This window comes from Hydrogenophaga sp. (assembly GCF_048549895.1).
Classification (GTDB): Bacteria; Pseudomonadota; Gammaproteobacteria; order Burkholderiales; family Burkholderiaceae_C; genus Hydrogenophaga.
In genome coordinates, this window is the sequence record NZ_JBLYYB010000069.1 from 1 (window position 1) to 17,274 (window position 17,274).

16 protein-coding genes are annotated in these 17,274 nt (G+C 64.5%); 9 read left to right on the forward strand and 7 right to left on the reverse strand.

Translation table 11 applies throughout. From position 1 onward, the window contains the following. Positions 1-111: 111 nt before the first annotated feature. The 3 genes from ACN4F8_RS06825 to ACN4F8_RS06835 form a co-directional block, all read right to left on the reverse strand. Positions 112-891 carry a foldase protein PrsA gene (locus ACN4F8_RS06825; protein WP_419472853.1) on the reverse strand — a complete coding sequence of 260 codons (780 nt, stop codon included), beginning with the start codon at positions 889-891 and terminating at the stop codon, positions 112-114. Between the two features lie 95 nt (positions 892-986). Next, entirely contained in the window at positions 987-1,262 is a 276-nt protein-coding gene (locus ACN4F8_RS06830; protein ID WP_419472854.1) for a BolA family protein, read from the reverse strand. Further along, positions 1,259-1,801: a septation protein A gene (locus tag ACN4F8_RS06835; RefSeq protein ID WP_419472855.1), complete on the reverse strand. Its 543-nt coding sequence runs from the start codon at positions 1,799-1,801 to the stop codon at positions 1,259-1,261. The genes ACN4F8_RS06830 and ACN4F8_RS06835 overlap by 4 nt, the downstream gene beginning before the upstream one ends. A 144-nt stretch (positions 1,802-1,945) precedes the next feature. Here ACN4F8_RS06835 and ACN4F8_RS06840 point away from each other — a divergent pair, with 144 nt between their 5' ends. Then, the gene (locus ACN4F8_RS06840; RefSeq protein ID WP_419472856.1) at positions 1,946-2,908 is read left to right on the forward strand and encodes a YcjF family protein; all 963 of its coding nucleotides are present in this window, start codon (positions 1,946-1,948) and stop codon (positions 2,906-2,908) included. On the opposite strand, the gene ACN4F8_RS06845 is transcribed toward ACN4F8_RS06840, so the two are convergent. Genes ACN4F8_RS06845 through ACN4F8_RS06860 form a run of 4 tightly spaced genes read right to left on the reverse strand, consistent with a single transcriptional unit; the run spans position 2,898 to position 6,729 of the window. Further along, positions 2,898-3,917, reverse strand: coding sequence for an LLM class flavin-dependent oxidoreductase (locus tag ACN4F8_RS06845; protein ID WP_419472857.1), 1,020 nt, complete (start codon positions 3,915-3,917; stop codon positions 2,898-2,900). The genes ACN4F8_RS06840 and ACN4F8_RS06845 overlap by 11 nt on opposite strands. Then, positions 3,914-4,834: a cysteine synthase A gene (gene cysK / locus ACN4F8_RS06850; RefSeq protein WP_419472858.1), complete on the reverse strand. Its 921-nt coding sequence runs from the start codon at positions 4,832-4,834 to the stop codon at positions 3,914-3,916. Before cysK ends, ACN4F8_RS06845 begins: the two co-directional genes overlap by 4 nt. Then, positions 4,831-5,250 (reverse strand): peptide-methionine (R)-S-oxide reductase MsrB, encoded by a 420-nt coding sequence (gene msrB / locus ACN4F8_RS06855; protein ID WP_419472859.1) that lies wholly within the window; start codon positions 5,248-5,250, stop codon positions 4,831-4,833. The genes cysK and msrB overlap by 4 nt, the downstream gene beginning before the upstream one ends. A gap of 21 nt (positions 5,251-5,271) precedes the next feature. Continuing rightward, positions 5,272-6,729, reverse strand: a complete 1,458-nt coding sequence (locus ACN4F8_RS06860; protein WP_419472860.1) for a protein adenylyltransferase SelO — start codon at positions 6,727-6,729, stop codon at positions 5,272-5,274. A 145-nt stretch (positions 6,730-6,874) separates the two neighbouring features. Between ACN4F8_RS06860 and ACN4F8_RS06865 the strand changes: the two genes are divergently transcribed. The 8 genes from ACN4F8_RS06865 to ACN4F8_RS06900 form a co-directional block, all read left to right on the forward strand. Beyond that, positions 6,875-8,518 (forward strand): 3-(methylthio)propionyl-CoA ligase, encoded by a 1,644-nt coding sequence (locus ACN4F8_RS06865; RefSeq protein WP_419472861.1) that lies wholly within the window; start codon positions 6,875-6,877, stop codon positions 8,516-8,518. A 143-nt stretch (positions 8,519-8,661) separates the two neighbouring features. Beyond that, complete coding sequence (locus tag ACN4F8_RS06870) at positions 8,662-9,894, forward strand: branched-chain amino acid ABC transporter substrate-binding protein (RefSeq protein WP_419472862.1); 1,233 nt, start codon at positions 8,662-8,664, stop codon at positions 9,892-9,894. Positions 9,895-10,029: 135 nt separating this feature from the next. Further along, complete coding sequence (locus ACN4F8_RS06875) at positions 10,030-11,052, forward strand: branched-chain amino acid ABC transporter permease (RefSeq protein WP_419472863.1); 1,023 nt, start codon at positions 10,030-10,032, stop codon at positions 11,050-11,052. A 6-nt stretch (positions 11,053-11,058) separates the two neighbouring features. Beyond that, entirely contained in the window at positions 11,059-12,351 is a 1,293-nt protein-coding gene (locus ACN4F8_RS06880) for a branched-chain amino acid ABC transporter permease (RefSeq protein ID WP_419472864.1), read from the forward strand. Continuing rightward, positions 12,348-13,133, forward strand: a complete 786-nt coding sequence (locus ACN4F8_RS06885) for an ABC transporter ATP-binding protein (protein ID WP_419472865.1) — start codon at positions 12,348-12,350, stop codon at positions 13,131-13,133. Before ACN4F8_RS06880 ends, ACN4F8_RS06885 begins: the two co-directional genes overlap by 4 nt. A gap of 9 nt (positions 13,134-13,142) precedes the next feature. Further along, positions 13,143-13,838, forward strand: coding sequence for an ABC transporter ATP-binding protein (locus tag ACN4F8_RS06890; RefSeq protein ID WP_419472866.1), 696 nt, complete (start codon positions 13,143-13,145; stop codon positions 13,836-13,838). Between the two features lie 230 nt (positions 13,839-14,068). Next, positions 14,069-16,180, forward strand: a complete 2,112-nt coding sequence (locus ACN4F8_RS06895) for a 3-hydroxyacyl-CoA dehydrogenase NAD-binding domain-containing protein (RefSeq protein WP_419472867.1) — start codon at positions 14,069-14,071, stop codon at positions 16,178-16,180. A 20-nt stretch (positions 16,181-16,200) separates the two neighbouring features. After that, a partial coding sequence (locus ACN4F8_RS06900) for an acetyl-CoA C-acyltransferase (RefSeq protein WP_419472868.1) occupies positions 16,201-17,274 on the forward strand: 1,074 nt, incomplete at its 3' end.

Consider the following 17,274-nt stretch of genomic DNA (forward strand, 5'->3'; position numbering starts at 1 on the left):
AATGCAAACGCCCGATGCAGTGCATCGGGCGTCGTTGGCCGGGTAAGCCCTGGCTTGGATCTACCGTCCGGGTGTCAACTCAATTCAGGACGGGTCACGCTTGACATCGCGTTATTCGATCTTGGCCTTCTCGCGCAGGCTCTTTTGAAACTCGGTCAGCTTTTGCTGTTGCATCTGCTGGGCGATCTGCGGTTTGACCTCTTCCATCTTGGGCAACTCGGCCTGGCGGACGTCGTCCACGCGGATGATGTGCCAGCCAAACTGGGTCTTCACCGGCACCTGCGTGGTCTGGCCTTTTTCGAGCTTGACCATGGCCTCGGAGAACTCGGGCACGTAGCTGGCAGCGGCCGCCCAGTCCAGGTCACCGCCGTTGGCACCGGAGCCTGGGTCCTTGGACTGCTTCTTGGCGATGTCTTCGAACTTTGCCTTGCCTTTGAGCGACGCGATGATGGCTTTGGCTTCTTCTTCCTTCTCCACCAGGATGTGGCGGGCGCGGTATTCCTTGCCGCCGTTGGCCGCCACAAACTTGTCGTATTCGGCCTTGATGTCGGCGTCGGTCACCGGGTTCTTGGCCTGGAAATCGGCGAACAGCGCGCGGATCATGATGGTCTGGCGGGCGAGTTCGAGCTGGTTCTTGAACTCGTCGGTGGCGCCGATGCCGCGCTTCTGCGCTTCCTGCATGAACACCTCGCGCAGCACCACTTCTTCCTTGAGCTGGGCGCGCACGGCGTCGTCCACCGGGCGGCCGCTGGCCGCGATCTGCTGCGCCAGCACGTCCAGGCGCGCGGTGGGCACGGCCTTGCCGTTGACGATGGCGATGTTCTGGGCGGAAGCGCTGAAAGCAGCGGCAACGAGCACGGCCACGGTCAGGGCTGAGCGGGAAAATTTCATGGTGTTCCTCGGGGTTGAAAAGGGGTTGGAGCTGCGGGTGCCGACGGGGTTCAGCAGACTCGTATCAGAACGTAGCGACGGGCCGGGAAGCCGCATCAGGGCTTGATTTCAATGGCCAGCGCGTGCAGTCCGGCGTCGGTGAATTTTTGCAGCGCATCATACACAAGGCGGTGTTTCGCGACCCGGCTCAGACCCGCAAAACCAGGCGCTGCGATGCGCACGCGGAAGTGGGTGCCGAAGCCCAGTCCGTTGGACCCCGAATGCCCCGCATGCGCCGCGCTTTCGTCCAGCACTTCGAGTTCGGTGGGCGCCAGCACGGCGCGCAGTTGCGCTTCGATGGCGGCTGCCGTTGGCGTTACGGCTTCGGTCATGATTTTTCCACCGGCTCGTCTTTGAGGAAGCGCGAGATGTACACCCCCTGGCCGATGATGAAAACCACCGGGAACACGTAGCCCCAGAGCTTGAAGTTGACCCAGTCTTCGGTGGAGTAGTAGGCCGCCACGTAGGCGTTGATGGCGGCCATGAACAGGAAGTAGCCGATCCACGCCACAGTGAGCCGTGCCCACACGCCATCGGGCAGGCTGAGTTGGCTGCCCAGCAACAGCTTCAGGAAATTCTTCTTCCAGACCCACAGCGCAGCGGCCAGCACGATGGCCATGCTCGCGTAGAGCACGGTGGGTTTCCACTTGATGAAGCGCTCGTCCTGCAGGAAGAGGGTGAGTGCGCCGAACACCAGGATGAGCACCAGCGTCACCTTTTGCAGGGTCTGCAGCCGGCGGTCGATGCCGTAGATGATGCCGGTCTGCACCACCGTGGCTGCCATCAGCACGGCGGTGGCGGTGTAGATGTCGGCCATCTTGTAGGCGATGACGAACAGGGCGATGGGGAAGAAGTCAATGAGGAAACGCATCGCCGGATTATCCGCTGTGCACTCCGGTCGCCGTTGAGAGGGGTCAAGCAACTGGAAACGGCGGGACGCTGCTGGAACTTGGGGCCGGTGTGGTGGCTCCATACGATTCACGCCTCTTTTTCTGCCTCCAGGAGTTCCACCGACATGTCCCCTCAAGAACAACAATCCATCCTCACCATCGCCTTGCTGGCGGGCTTTGCCGACGGGCACAAGGCAGACAGCGAGCGTGAAGCGATCCGGCGCATGGCCGAGTCGCTGGGCCAGGAAGACGCCGGCGCCGGTCTGCCGCGGCTGTACCAGGACGTGCTGCTCAAACGTGTGTCGCTGGCCGACGCGGCCGCCAACCTGCAAGACGCCGGGCAGCGCCAGCTGGCCTATGAAATGGCGGTGTGCGTGTGTGATGCCGATGGCCGGCAGAGCGAGTCGGAGCGCGCGTTTCTGGCGGACCTGAAGACGCGCCTGAAGCTGGACCCCGCAGCCGCTGCCGCCTTCGAACGCGAGGCCGATGCGGTGGTGCAAGCTGCCGAGAAAACCGTGCCCATGGCGGTGCCTGCAGCGGTTGCTGCCGGCCCGGTGGTGGCGGCGTCTGCCGCCACTGGCGCCGATCTCGACAAATCCATCCTCAACTACGCGCTGCTCAACGGCGCGCTGGAGCTGCTGCCGCAGTCGTGGGCTTCCATGGCCATCATTCCGCTGCAGGTGAAGATGGTCTATGCCATCGGCAAGGCGCACGGTGTGGAGCTGGACCAGGGTCACATTCGCGAGTTCATTGCCGCTGTGGGTGTGGGTCTGACGTCGCAATACCTGGAGCAGTTCGGCCGCAAGCTGCTGGGCGGATTGCTGGGCAAGGTGGCGGGCAGGACCATCGGCGGTGTGGGGGGAGCCGCCACCGGCATGGCGTTTTCGTTTGCCACCACTTATGCGCTGGGCCAGGTGGCCAAGCGCTACTACGCCGGTGGCCGCGTCATGAGCACCGCGCTGCTGCAGGAAACCTTTCAAGGGCTGCTGGGCCCGGCCAAGCAGATGCAGACGCAGTACCTGCCGCAGATCCGCCAGAAGGCATCCACACTGGACGCCGGGCAGATCATGCAATTGATCAAACAGTGACTGGTTCGGACACGGCCATCGCCTCGGCCGCGATGTCCAGCGAGCGCAGGCGCGAGGCCGGGTCGAACACGTCGCTGACGATCATGAATTCGTCGGCGTCGGTGGCCTGTGCCAACGCGGACAGGCCTTCGCGCACCGTGTCTGGCCCACCGATCACGGCAGCGGCCAGGAAGTCGGCAATGCCGGCTTGTTCCTGAGGATGCAGACGCTGCATGAAGCCCTGCACCGGCGGCGGCAACTGGCCGCGCTGGCCGGTGAGGATGCCCAACACACGCTGGTAGGTGCTGGTGGCGAGGAACTCGGCTTCGTCGTCGGTGGGGGCGGCGATCAGCGGCACGCCGATGACCACGTAGGGCTTGGCCAACTGTGCAGAGGGCTTGAAGTGGCTGCGGTACACATCCAGCGCCTGCAGCAACATGCGTGGCGCGAAGTACGAGGCAAATGCGAATGGCAGCCCGCGCTCGGCCGCCAGCCGCGCGGAAAACAGGCTGGAGCCGAGCAACCAGATCGGCACGTTGGTGCCGGTGCCCGGGTTGGCGATCACGCGTTGACCGGGTTGCGCCGGGCCCAGCAGGTGCTGCAGTTCGGCCACGTCGCGCGGGAAGTCGTCTTCGCTCTCGGTGCGGTTGCGGCGCAGGGCGCGCATGGTCGTGGGGTCGGTGCCCGGCGCGCGGCCCAGGCCCAGGTCGATGCGGCCGGGGAAGAGTTCGGCCAGCGTGCCGAAGGCTTCGGCCACCACCAAGGGCGCGTGGTTGGGCAGCATCACGCCGCCCGAACCTATGCGCATGCGTGTTGTGCCACCCGCGATGTGGCCCACCAGCACGGCCGTGGCCGAGCAGGCGATGCCGCTCATGTTGTGGTGCTCGGCGAGCCAGTAGCGGGTGAAGCCCAGCGACTCGGCGTGTTGCGCGGTGCGCAGGGCCACTTTGAGCGCGTCGGCAACCGTGCCGCCTTCGCGCACGGCGACCAGGTCGAGCATGGAGAGTTGAATGTCTTTGAGCTGTTTCATGCCGGGAGGAAGCCTTCGATGGAGAGATACCGCTCGCCCGTGTCGTAGTTGAAGCCGAGCACCACGGCGTTGGCCGGCAGCTCGGGGAGTTTTTGCGCGATGGCAGCCAGCGTGGCGCCCGAGGAAATGCCGACCAGCATGCCTTCTTCGCGCGCGCAGCGGCGCGCCATCTCGCGCGCCGGCTCGGCCTCGACCTGGATCACGCCGTCGAGCACGCTCACATCGAGGTTGTTGGGGATGAAGCCCGCGCCGATGCCCTGGATGGGGTGGGGCGAGGGCGCACCGCCGGAGATGACGGGCGAGGCGGCGGGCTCGACCGCGAACACCTTGAGCCGGGGCCAGCGCGCCTTGAGCACGCGGGCCACGCCGGTGATGTGGCCGCCGGTGCCCACGCCGGTGATGATGGCGTCCAGGCCGTCGGGAAAGTCAGCGGCGATTTCTTCGGCCGTGGTCTGCACGTGCACCGCCACGTTGGCCGGGTTGTTGAATTGCTGCGGCATCCAGGCGCCGGGCGTGCTGGCCACGATTTCTTCGGCGCGTGCGATCGAGCCTTTCATGCCCTTCTCGCGCGGGGTGAGGTCGAAGCTGGCGCCATAGGCCAGCATGAGGCGGCGGCGCTCGATCGACATGCTGTCGGGCATGACGAGGATGATCTTGTAACCCTTGACCGCAGCCACCATGGCCAGGCCAATGCCGGTGTTGCCCGAGGTGGGCTCGACGATGGTTCCGCCCGGTTTGAGCGCGCCGGACTGCTCCGCCGCTTCCACCATGGCCAGGGCGATGCGGTCCTTGATGGAGCCGCCCGGGTTGCTGCGCTCGGACTTGATCCAGACCTGTTGCGTGGCCTCGCCAAACAGCCGCTGGATGCGGATGTGCGGCGTGTTGCCGATGGTCTGCAGGATGGTGTTGGCTTTCATGGCGTGTCCTTCTTGGGCGAGTGTTCCAGTGAAGCCGAGTTCATGCAGTAACGCAAGCCCGTGTCGGTGGGGCCGTCGTCGAACACATGGCCCAGATGGGCGCCGCACTGGCTGCACACGGTTTCCACCCGCACCATGCCGTGGGTGCGGTCGGTGATTTCGGTGATGGCGCCGGGCACGGCCTGCGAGAAGCTGGGCCAGCCACAGCCGGCGTCGAACTTGGTCTTGGCGTCGAACAGCGTGTTGCCACAGCAGACGCAGTGGTAGCTGCCATCGGCCCAGACCTGCTCGTACTTGCCGGTGTAGGGCCGCTCGGTGTGGGCGTGGCGGGTCACATCGAAGGCGCGTGGCTCGGCGCCTTTGGCGGCCAGCAGTTCGCGCCACTCGGCTTCGGTTTTCTGGACGGGGAAGTTCATGCGGATCTCCTGTGAAGGCGCTCAGGACGAGCAGCTGATTTCGATCTGGCTGGCCCAGGCGGGCGGAAAGTCGGCGAGGTCTTCTTGACCAGCGACTTCTTCAAATGGGTGCTCCAGCGCGTTTTGCAACCGCGCCACTTCGCTGAAATCCCCTTGTTTGGCGCGCTGGATGGCCACCTCGCCCAGGTGGTTGCGCAGCACCACGCGCGGGTTGGTGCGCAGCATCTGCGCCTGGGTGGCGGCTGCGTCGAAGCCGGGCTGGGACTGCAGGCGTTCCTGCCAGCGTGTGGCCCAGGCATCGAAAGCCTCGCGCTGCAGAAACAGATCGCGCACAGGCTCCAGATCGCCGGAGACCGCATGGCTCAGCCGGCGCCAGAAGATGCTGAAGTCCACCGCGTCGGCGGCCAGCAGCTTCATCAGCGCTTCGGTCAGGTCGGCGTCGCCGTCTTCCACACGGGTCAGGCCCAGCTTGTCGTTCATGCGCCGCTGCAGCGCGGCCGGCATGAGCGCCTTGTAGGGCTCCAGTGCGTACAGCGCCTGCTGCTGCTCGTCCATCAGCGGCAGCAGCGCCTGGCCCAGGGCAAAGAGGTTCCAGTAGGCGATGTTGGGCTGGCGGTTGTAGGCATAGCGACCGCCGGTGTCGCTGTGGTTGCAGATGTGGCTTGGGATGAAGGCGTCCAGAAACTGGAACGGGCCGTAGTCGATGGTCAGCCCCAGGATGCTCATGTTGTCGGTGTTCATCACGCCGTGGCAGAAACCCACCGCCTGCCACTGCGCCACCATCTCGGCGGTGCGCGCGCTCACGGCTTCGAGCAGTGCAGCGTACGGGTTGCCCGGTGCTTCGCGGCAGGCCGGGTAAAAGTGGTCGATGACGAAATCGGCCAGGGTGCGCAGCTGCGCGTGCTGGCCACTGTGCGAGAAGTGTTCGAAGTGGCCGAAGCGGATGAAGCTGGGCGCCACGCGCGTGACCACCGCCGCCGTTTCAATCTCTTCGCGCCGCACCTTGCCCGGTGAACCGGTGACGCACAGCGCCCGGCTGGTGGGAATGCCCAGCGCGTGCATGGCTTCGCTGCACAGAAATTCGCGGATGGAGCTGCGCAGCACGGCACGGCCGTCGCCCATGCGCGAATAGGGCGTGAGGCCGGCGCCTTTGAGCTGCACTTCCAGCGGTCCGGACGGCCCGGGCAGTTCGCCCAGCAGGATGGCGCGGCCATCACCCAACTGACCCGCCCAGTGGCCGAACTGGTGGCCGCTGTACACACTGGCCAGCGGCCGCATGCCGGGCAACATCGCATTGCCGGTGAAGGCCTGCAGGGCCTCAATGCTCTGCATCCAGGCATCGCCGAGGCCGAGGTCGCGCGCCACGGCGTGGCTTTGGCCGACCCAGTGCGGATCGGGCAGGGGGGTGGGTTGCAGTTCGGTGTGGAAATCGGGGCCGAGATCGGCGAAGCGGTGGGTCCAGGCCAGGGGGAAACTCATGCCGATCATTGTCACCGAGACGACTTGCACCCACTGCCGGGCGGGCTATCCGGGCCAACCCGGGTGGGGTATCGGTGGTGTCTGCGGCATGATCCGTCGACTGTCCAAAACCGCCAGAACCACCAAAACCACACAGGAGATTTCCATGCTGGGCCAGATGCAGAGCCAACCGCTTTTGATTTCAACGCTGATCGTGCACGCCGAGCGGCACCACGCCAGCGGCGAGATCGTCTCCCGCCGGGTGGAGGGCGACATCCACCGCAGCAACTGGGGCCAGATCGCCGTGCGCTCGCGCAAGGTCGCCAATGCGTTGAAAGGTCTGAACCTGGCTTTCGGTGACCGCGTGGCCACGCTGGCCTGGAACGGATACCGCCACCTGGAGCTGTACTTCGGTGTCAGCGGCACCGGGCATGTGCTGCACACACTCAACCCGCGCCTGCACCCCGAGCAGCTCACCTGGATCGTGAACCACGCGGAAGACAAGGTGATCTGCTTCGACATGACCTTTCTGCCACTGATCAAGGCGGTCGCGGCCAAGTGCCCCACGGTCAAACACTGGATCGCGCTGTGCGACGCCGACAAGCTGCCCGCCGACAGCGGCCTGCCCGGCCTGCAGAGCTACGAAGCGTGGATCGCCGACCAGCCCGACACCTACCACTGGCCCACGTTCGACGAGAACTCGGCGTCCAGCATGTGCTACACGAGCGGCACCACCGGCAACCCCAAGGCCGCGCTGTACTCGCACCGCTCGACCATCCTGCATGCGTTCACCGCGGCGCTGCCCGACGCACTGAGCCTGAGCGCGCGCGACAGCGTGCTGCCGGTGGTGCCGATGTTCCACGTCAACGCCTGGGGTCTGCCGTACTCGGCCGCGGCCACTGGCTGCAAGCTGGTCTTCCCCGGCCCGGCCATGGACGGCAAGTCGATCTACGAACTGCTGGAAACCGAGAAGGTGACCATGGCCGCGGGCGTGCCCACGGTGTGGCAGATGCTGCTGGGCCACCTGCAGGCCAACAACCTCAAGTTCGGCACGCTCAAGAGCACCGTGATCGGTGGCTCGGCCTGCCCGCCGGCCATGATGAAGGCCTTCAACGACCAGTACGGCGTGGCCGTGATCCACGCCTGGGGCATGACCGAGATGTCGCCGCTGGGCACGGTGTGTTCGCTGAAAAACGCGCAGAAGGCGCTGCCGGCCGAAGAGCAGCACAAGGTGCTGCTCAAGCAGGGCCGCGCGGTGTACGGCGTGGACATGAAGATCGTCGACGACGCGGGTGATGAGTTGCCGTGGGACGGCAAGAGCTATGGCGATCTGCTGGTGCGCGGCCCCTGGATCATTGCGAGCTACTTCAAGGGTGAGGGCGGTGACCCGCTGCGCTACGACGCGCAAGGCCAGGGCTGGTTCCCCACCGGCGACGTGGCCACCATCGACCCCGACGGCTTCATGCAGATCACCGACCGCAGCAAGGACGTGATCAAGTCCGGCGGCGAATGGATCAGCTCGATCGACGTGGAGAACATCGCCATGGCCCACCCGGCCGTGGCGATGGCCGCCTGTGTGGGCATGCGCCACCCCAAGTGGGACGAGCGGCCCATCGTGGTGGTGGTCAAGAAGCCGGGGGCGGAAGTCACGCGCGAGGAGTTGCTGGCGTTCTTCGAGGGCAAGACCGCGAAGTGGCAGATCCCGGACGACGTGGTGTTTGTCGACGCGATCCCGCTGGGCGCCACCGGCAAGATGCAGAAGATGACCTTGCGCCAGCAACTCAAGGACTACGTGTTGCCGGGCATCTGAGCCCGTGGTTTGGGCAGCAGTGGAGCACTTTTGCCCATAAAAGTCGCCAGTGCGATACCCCCTAGGGGGTATCCCTGAGTGCTGCACCGCAACAGGCTTGTAAGCTGCGAGCGCGACTTTCCCAAAACCATCGGAGACAAACAATGCATTTCGCCCTGAAGAGCCTCACCGCAGCAACGCTGCTTGCTTGCGCGTTCGGCGCACACGCCCAAAAGGGCGAGACCGTCAAGATCGCCCTGATCGACCCACAGACAGGCCTGATGGGCCCGGTGGGCAACAACCAGGTCAGGTCCTGGCAGTTCTTTGCCGAGAAGTTTTCCCAGAGCAACCCGGCCGGTGTGAAATTCGAGTTGATTGCATTCGACAACAAGCTCAGCCCCGCCGAGAGCTTGAACAACCTGAAGGCTGCGCTGGACCAGGGTGTTCGCTACATCGCCCAAGGCAACGGCTCTTCGGTGGCTGGTGCGCTGATCGACGCGATCAGCAAGCACAACGAACGCAACCCCGGCAAGGAAGTGATCTTCCTGAACTACGCCGCTGTGGACCCCGACTTCACCAACAGCAAGTGCAACTACTGGCACTTCCGCTTTGACGCAGACACCTCCATGAAGATGGAGGCCATGACGACCTTCATGAAGGACATCCCCGATGTCAAGAAGGTCTACCTGCTCAACCAGAACTACTCGCACGGCCAGCAGGTCGCCAAGTTCGCCAAGGAGAATCTGGCCCGCAAACGTCCCGATGTGCAGATCGTGGGTGAAGACCTGCACCCTCTGGCGCAGGTGCGTGACTTCGCGCCCTACATCGCCAAGATCAAGGCCTCCGGCGCCGACACGGTGATCACCGGCAACTGGGCATCGGACATGACGCTGCTGGTCAAGGCCGCGGGCGAGGGCGGATACACCGGCAAGTTCTTCACGTACTACACCGGCTTGACGGGCACCCCCACCGCGCTGGGCACGGGTGGCGAAGGCCGTGTGTACCAGGTGGCCTACCAGCACTACAACATGGGCGGCCAGATGGGCAAGTGGGCCGACGAGTTCAAGGCCAAGTACAAGGATGACATGTACACCGGCGCGATCCCGATGGCTTACACGGCGGTGTCCGAAGCCATGGCCAAGGCCAAGTCCACCGACCCCGTGAAGGTCGCTGCAGCCTTGGAGGGCTTGAAGTTCAAGGGCTTCAACGGCGAAGTGGAAATGCGCAAGCTGGACCACCAGTTGCAGCAGCCGCTGTTCGTCACGATCTGGCAAAAAGCCGACAAGAAGTACCCCTACAGCCCGGAGAACACCGGCATGACGCTGGCTCCGGTCAAGGAGTACCCGTCCTATGTGTCCAGCACGCCCACCAGCTGCCAGATGAAGCGTCCAGGCTGATCGCGACGGCAACGCCGCGCACGAATCCGGTTTCGTGCACGGCGGTTGATTTGGGTAAAACCAGCGCCGTTTCAGGCGCTGGTTTGTTTTCACGGTGCTCCGACGGCTGAAAGACCAGCCACGAAAGGCGAACTCATGGAGTTCTTCATCATCTCCATGCTCAACGGCATCAGCTACGGGCTGTTGCTGTTCATGTTGAGTTCGGGATTGACCCTCATCTTCAGCATGATGGGCGTCCTCAATTTTGCGCACGCCAGCTTCTACATGGTCGGCGCCTACATGGGCTACACACTGTCCAACTGGATCGGCTTCTGGCCCGCGCTCATCGTGGCCCCGGTGCTGGTGGGTGCCATGGGTGCTGTGTTCGAGCGCCTCACGCTGCGCAAGGTGCACAAGTTCGGCCACGTGCCCGAACTGCTGGTGACCTTCGGTTTTTCCTACATCCTGCTGGAGGTGGTGCAACTGATCTGGGGCCGCACGGCGCTCGACTTTGCGCCGCCCGAAGCCCTGCGCGGCCCGGCCTTCACGCTGGTGCACCTGGCCGACGATTCGCTGCAGATGGTCTGGGGCGCGGCATCCAGTGAGATGTGTTCCGCCGCCAACGTGATCTGCTCGCCATTCCCGGCGACGCGCGGTTTCATGATGCTGGTCGCCCTGCTGATGTTGTTGTCCTTGTGGCTGCTGCTCACGCGTACTCGCATCGGTCTGGTGATCCAGGCCGCGCTCACCCACCCCGAGACGGTGGAGAGCCTGGGGCACAACGTGCCGCGTGTCTTCATGCTGGTGTTCGGCGCCGGCACCGGCCTGGCCGGTCTGGCCGGTGTCATTGGCGGCAGCACCTTCGTTACCGAGCCGGCCATGGCCGCCACGGTGGGCTCGGTGATCTTCGTGGTGGTCGTGGTGGGCGGCATGGGCTCGCTCTCGGGCGCTTTCCTGGCCTCGCTGCTCATCGGTGTGATCCAGACCTTTGCGGTCGCCTTTGACTACTCTTTCATCAGCCTCGCGCAGCAACTGGGCATTCAACTGTCAGACGCCGCGAAGGAAAACTCGGTGGTCAAGCTCACGCTGTCGCAAGTGGCGCCGATCCTGCCCTACCTGTTCCTGGTGCTGATCCTGATCTTCCGCCCCAAGGGCCTGCTCGGCACGCGAGAGGGCTGACCCGACATGACCACCATGCAACACACCACCACCGGTTTCAACACAGGCCGCTGGACCGTCTGGTCCCTCTTTGCTGCGGTCTTGCTGGTCGCACCTTTCGTGTTCACCAGCAATCTCGCGGTGACCATGCTCTCGCAGATGGGCATCGCTATCATTGCCTGCCTGTCCTACAACATCCTGCTGGGGCAGGGCGGCATGCTGAGCTTCGGCCACGCGGTCTACACCGGTCTGGGTTCGTATGTGGCCATGCACGCGCTCAACGCCGCAGCCGACGGGCAGTTCCCCATTCCGGTGACGCTGCTGCCGCTGGTGGGCGGCGTGACCGGGTTGTTCTTCGCCATCCTGTTTGGCTATGTCACCACCAAGAAAGCCGGGACCACGTTTGCCATGATCACGCTGGGCATGGCCGAGCTGGTGTTTGCCATGTCGCTCATGTTCTCCGAGTTCTTCGGTGGCGAGGCCGGCGTGTCGGGCAACCGGGTGATCGGTGAGGCCTTCATGGGCATCACCTACGGCCCGCCGCGGCAGGTGTACTTCCTGATCGCCGTCTACACCTTCATCTGCGTCGGGCTCATGTTCGCGTTCACGCGCACGCCGCTGGGCCGCATCCTGAACGCCGTGCGCGACAACCCGGAGCGCGTGGAGTTCATTGGCTACAACACGCAGAAGGTTCGCTATTTGTCGTTCATGATCGCCGGCTTCTTCGCCGGCATCGCGGGCGGTCTGGGCGCGCTCAACTTCGAGATCGTCACCGCCGAGGTGGTGGGTGCCGGGCGCTCGGGTGCCTATCTGCTGTTCACTTTTCTGGGCGGCGCCACCATCTTCTTCGGCCCCATCATCGGCGGCATTTTGATGGTGCTGGCCTCGGTGCTGCTCTCGGAGCTCACCAAAGCCTGGCTGCTCTATCTGGGCTTGATCTTCCTGTTCATGGTGATGTACGCGCCCGGTGGTGTAGCCAGCTTGATCATGATGAATGTGCGCGTGGCAGCTTACGGTTTGCTCAAACGCGTGCTCGGCAGCTATGTGCTGCTGGCGCTGTTTGGCGTGGTGATGTTCGCCGGTGCCGGCGCCATGATCGAGATGATGTACCACCTGCAACTCAACGCAGGACAGGACACGCTTTTGCGCTTCTTCGGCGTGGATCTCGACGCCAAGAGTCCGGTGAGCTGGGTCGGCTCCCTCGCCGTCATGGGGGTCGGATTTGCCTTGTTTGAGTGGGTGCGCCGGCGCTTCATGCGCCAGTGGAGCGACATCCAGGTGACGATTGAAAAACACACACAACAGCGGGAGGCTGCATGAGCACGGCGGCAAACACACCGGCTCTGGAACTGCGCGACCTGCGCAAGAGCTTCGGCAAGACCGACATCATCCGCGGCGTGAACCTGGCGGTGAACCCTGGCGAACGCGTGGCCATCATTGGCCCCAACGGCGCTGGAAAATCCACGCTGTTCAACCTCATCTCGGGCCGTTTCGAGCCCAGCAGTGGCGACGTGATGCTGGGAGGCCACCGCATCAACGGCAAGAAGCCTTTCGAGATCAACCGCCTGGGCCTCTCGCGCAGCTTCCAGATCACCAACATCTTCCCCAAGCTCAGCGTGTTCGAGAACCTGCGCTGCGGCGTGCTCTGGAGCCTGGGCTACAAGTACACGTTCCTGAAGTTTCTCGCCAACCTCAAGGACGCCAACGACCGGGCTGAGGAGCTCATGCGCATGATCCACCTGGAGCGCAAGCACGACACACTGGCCATGAACCTCACCTATGCCGAGCAGCGCGCGCTGGAGATCGGCATCACCATCGCTGGTGGCGCGCAGGTGATCCTGCTGGACGAACCCACGGCCGGTATGAGCAAGAGCGAAACCAGCCGCTTCATCGACCTGATCCGCGAGGTGACGGTGGGCAAGACCTTGCTGACGGTGGAGCACGACATGGGCGTGGTGTTCGGCCTGGCCGACCGCATTGCGGTGGTGGTGTACGGCGAGGTGATCGCGTTTGACACGCCCGAAGCCGTGCGCGCCAACCCGCGCGTGCAGGAAGCCTACCTGGGCTCGGTGCTGGCAGATCAACAGGCGGCAGGCCACTGAGGACACACCATGCTTGAGATACAAGACCTTCACGCCTACTACGGCAAGAGCCACGTTCTGCACGGGGTGCATTTTTCGGTCGGCAAGGGCGAGATCGTGGCGCTGCTCGGGCGCAACGGCTCCGGCCGCTCCACCACCGCCAAGGCCATCATGGGACTGGTGGAAGCCACCGGCAGCGTGGCCTGGCTGGGCAAACCCATCCTGGGCAAGAAACCGTTCGAGATTGCCCACCTCGGCATCGGCCACGTGCCCGAGAACCGCGACATCTTTCCCAAACTCACCGTGCAACAGAACCTGCAACTCGGCCAGAAAGGCAAGGGGATCGGTGCACGCTGGAGCTTTGACGACATGTACGCCATGTTCCCGCGCCTGAAGGAGCGGGAGCACACCGAAGCCGGCGTGCTCTCGGGCGGCGAGCAGCAGATGCTCACGCTGTGCCGCACCCTCATGGGCGATCCCGACCTGATCATCATCGACGAGCCCACCGAGGGCCTGGCGCCCAAGATCGTGGAGCTGGTGGCCGAATACCTGCAGAAGCTCAAGGCCCGAGGCGTGTCGGTGCTGCTGATTGAACAGAAGCTCACCATCGCGCTGAGCATTTCCGACCGGGTGCTGGTCATGGGTCACGGCAGCATCGTGTTCGAAGGCACGCCTGAAACGCTCCGTGCCGACTCTCAAGTCCGCAAAGAGTGGCTCGAGGTTTAGGCGCGGCCCCCACGCTCCACCGCTGCGCGGGTCGCTGCCCCCCAAGGGGGCGCTCCCGGCTTGGGGCGGCCCGGCGCCGGGAGTGCTCATCGCCCCCTGACTCACTGGCGACAAGAGGCCCTTGCGACAGCGCAGCAAGTTCCTAGAATCGAACGATCGTTCTTTTTCATCAAGAACGTCACAGTCACGCCCTGCGGCGTCCGTTTTCCGCCAACAACGAAGGAGATTCCATGACCGCTGAGTACCAGGTCCACGGCGATGTGGCCGTCATCACCATGAACAACCCGCCGGTCAACGGCCTGGGTCTCTCCACCCGCCAGGGCATTGCGGCCGGCCTGGAGAAGGCGGAAGCCGATCCGGCCGTGAAGTCCATCGTGATCACCGGTGCCGGCAGGGCGTTTTCGGGCGGTGCCGACATCCGCGAATTCGGCTCACCTAAGGCCCTGGCCGAACCCAACCTGCTCTCCGTCATCCTGGCGGTGGAAAACACGTCCAAGCCCGTCATTGCAGCCATCCACAGCGTGTGCATGGGCGGTGGCCTGGAGCTCGCCTTGGGTTGCCACTACCGCATTGCCGCGCCCGGCACCAGCGTGGCACTGCCCGAGGTGAAATTGGGTCTGATCCCCGGCGCTGGCGGCACGCAGCGCCTGCCGCGTGCCCTGGGAGTGGAGCCCGCCCTCAACATGATCGTGAGCGGCGAGCCGGTGAAGAGCGAAATGCTCGCGATGCTGCCGGGCCAGAAGCTGTTCGACAAGATGGCCGCGTCTGCCGAGAGCCTGGCCGCCGAGGCCCTGGCGCTGGCGCGTGAGATGGCTGCCAAACACGCCGACGGCAGCGCGTTGCCCAAGGTGCGCAACCTGCCTTGCAAACACCCGCTGGGCGATGCGTATTTCGCGTTCGCGCGCAACATGGTCAAAGGCATGTCGAAGAACTTTCCCGCGCCCGCCAAGTGCGTGGACGCGGTGGAAGCCGCCACCAAGAAAAAGTTTGACGACGGCATGGTCTTCGAGCGCGACATCTTCATCAACCTGATGTGGACGCCCGAGTGCCGTGCGCTGCGCCACCTGTTCACCGCAGAGCGCGCCGCGAGCAAGATCCCGGACGTGCCGGAAGACACACCCAAGCGCGAGATCGCCTCGGTCGCCGTCATCGGCGCGGGCACCATGGGCGGCGGCATCGCCATGAACTTCCTCAACGCCGGCATCCCGGTGAAGATGCTGGAGATGAAGCAGGAAGCGCTGGACCGGGGTCTGGCCACCATCCGCAAGAACTACGAAGCGCAGGTGAAAAAGGGCAAGCTCAAGCAGGACAAGTACGAGCAACGCATGGCGCTCTTGAGCACCACGCTGAGCTACGACGACCTGGGCGCCGCCGACCTCGTGATCGAGGCCGTGTTTGAAGAGATCGGCGTGAAGGAAGCGGTGTTCAAGGAACTCGACCGCGTGATGAAGCCCGGCGCGATCCTGGCCAGCAACACCTCGACGCTCGACGTCAACAAGATTGCCAGCTTCACCAAGCGCCCGCAGGACGTGGTGGGATTGCACTTCTTCAGCCCGGCCAACGTGATGAAGCTGCTCGAAGTGGTGCGCGGCGAGAAGACCGCCAAGGACGTGATGGCCACCGTGATGACCGTGGCCAAGAAGATCAAGAAGACGGCGGTGGTCTCAGGCGTGTGCGACGGCTTCATCGGCAACCGCATGATCGAACAGTACGGCCGCCAGGGCGGTTTCCTGCTGGACGAAGGCTGCACGCCCGAGCAGGTCGACAAGGCGATGGAGAAGTTCGGCATGGCCATGGGCCCGTTCCGCATGGGCGACCTGGCCGGCAACGACATCGGCTGGGCGATCCGCAAGCGCCGCTACCAGGAAAAGCCGGACATGAAGTACAGCAAGACGGCTGATTTGCTGTGCGAGAAGGGCCGCTACGGCCAGAAGACCGGCGCCGGCTGGTACGACTACGTGCCGGGCAAGCGCGACGCGATCCCGAACGCCGAGGTGGTGAAGATGATCGAGGACCACCGCAAGAGCCTCGGCATCACGCCGCGCAAGATTTCCGACGAAGAGATCGTGCAGCGCCTGGTGTATTCGCTGGTGAACGAGGCCGCTCACATCCTGGAAGAGGGCATTGCCAACAAGGCCAGCGACATCGACGTGGTCTACATCTTCGGCTACGGCTTCCCCGCGCACCGCGGCGGCCCGATGATCTACGCCGACACGGTGGGCCTGTTCAACGTGGTGCAGAGCATGAAGCGCTTTGCGAAGAACCCGCTGGACGACGCGAAATTCTGGGAGCCGGCACCGCTGCTGGCGCGCCTGGTCGCCGAAGGCAAGACCTTCAACTGAACAACATTTAGGAATTCATCATGACCAACGCCGTCATCGTTTCCACCGCCCGCACCCCCCTGGCCAAGAGCTGGAAGGGCGCCTTCAACATGACCCACGGCGCCACCCTCGGCGGCCACGCGGTGCAGCACGCGGTTGCCCGCGCCGGCATCGAAGCCGCCGAAGTGGACGACGTCATCATGGGCTGCGCCAACCCCGAGGGCGCCACCGGCGCCAACATCGCGCGCCAGATCGCGCTGCGCGCCGGCTTGCCCATCACCACCTCGGGCATGACGGTCAACCGTTTCTGCTCGTCCGGCCTGCAGACCATCGCCATGGCCGCGCAGCGCATCATTGCCGGCGAGGGCGACGTGTATGTGGCCGGTGGCGTGGAGAGCATCTCCTGCGTGCAGCAGGAAATGAACACCCACATGCTGGCCGACCCCTGGCTTGCCAAGAACAAGCCCGAGATTTACTGGAACATGCTGCAGACCGCCGAGCAGGTGGCCAAGCGCTACAACATCGGCCGCGACGCCATGGACGAGTACGGCGCCGCCAGCCAGCAAAAGGCCACGGCTGCACTCGAAGCCGGTCTGTTCAAGGCCGAGATCGCCCCGATCACCGTGACCGCCGGCGTGGCCGACAAGGTCATGGGCCTCACCACCAAGCAGGTGACGGTGGAGAACGACGAAGGCATCCGCGCCGGCACCACCTTTGAAGGCATCCACGGCCTGCGCTCGGCATTGCCGGGCGGTCTGGTCTCGGCCGGCAACGCCAGCCAGTTCAGTGACGGCGGTGGCGCCTGCGTGCTGATGAACGAAACCCTGGCCGAGAAGCGTGGCCTGACCCCGCTGGGCCGTTTCCTCGGCTTTGCGGTGGCGGGTTGCGAGCCTGACGAAATGGGCATCGGCCCGGTCTTCGCCATCCCCAAGGTGCTCGCGCGCCTGGGCCTGAAGGTGAGCGACATCGACCTGTGGGAACTCAACGAAGCCTTCGCGGTGCAGGTGATCTACTGCCGCGACAAGCTGGGCATTCCGGGCGACCGGCTCAACGTCAACGGCGGCGCGATTGCGGTGGGCCACCCCTACGGCGTGTCGGGCCAACGCCTGACCGGC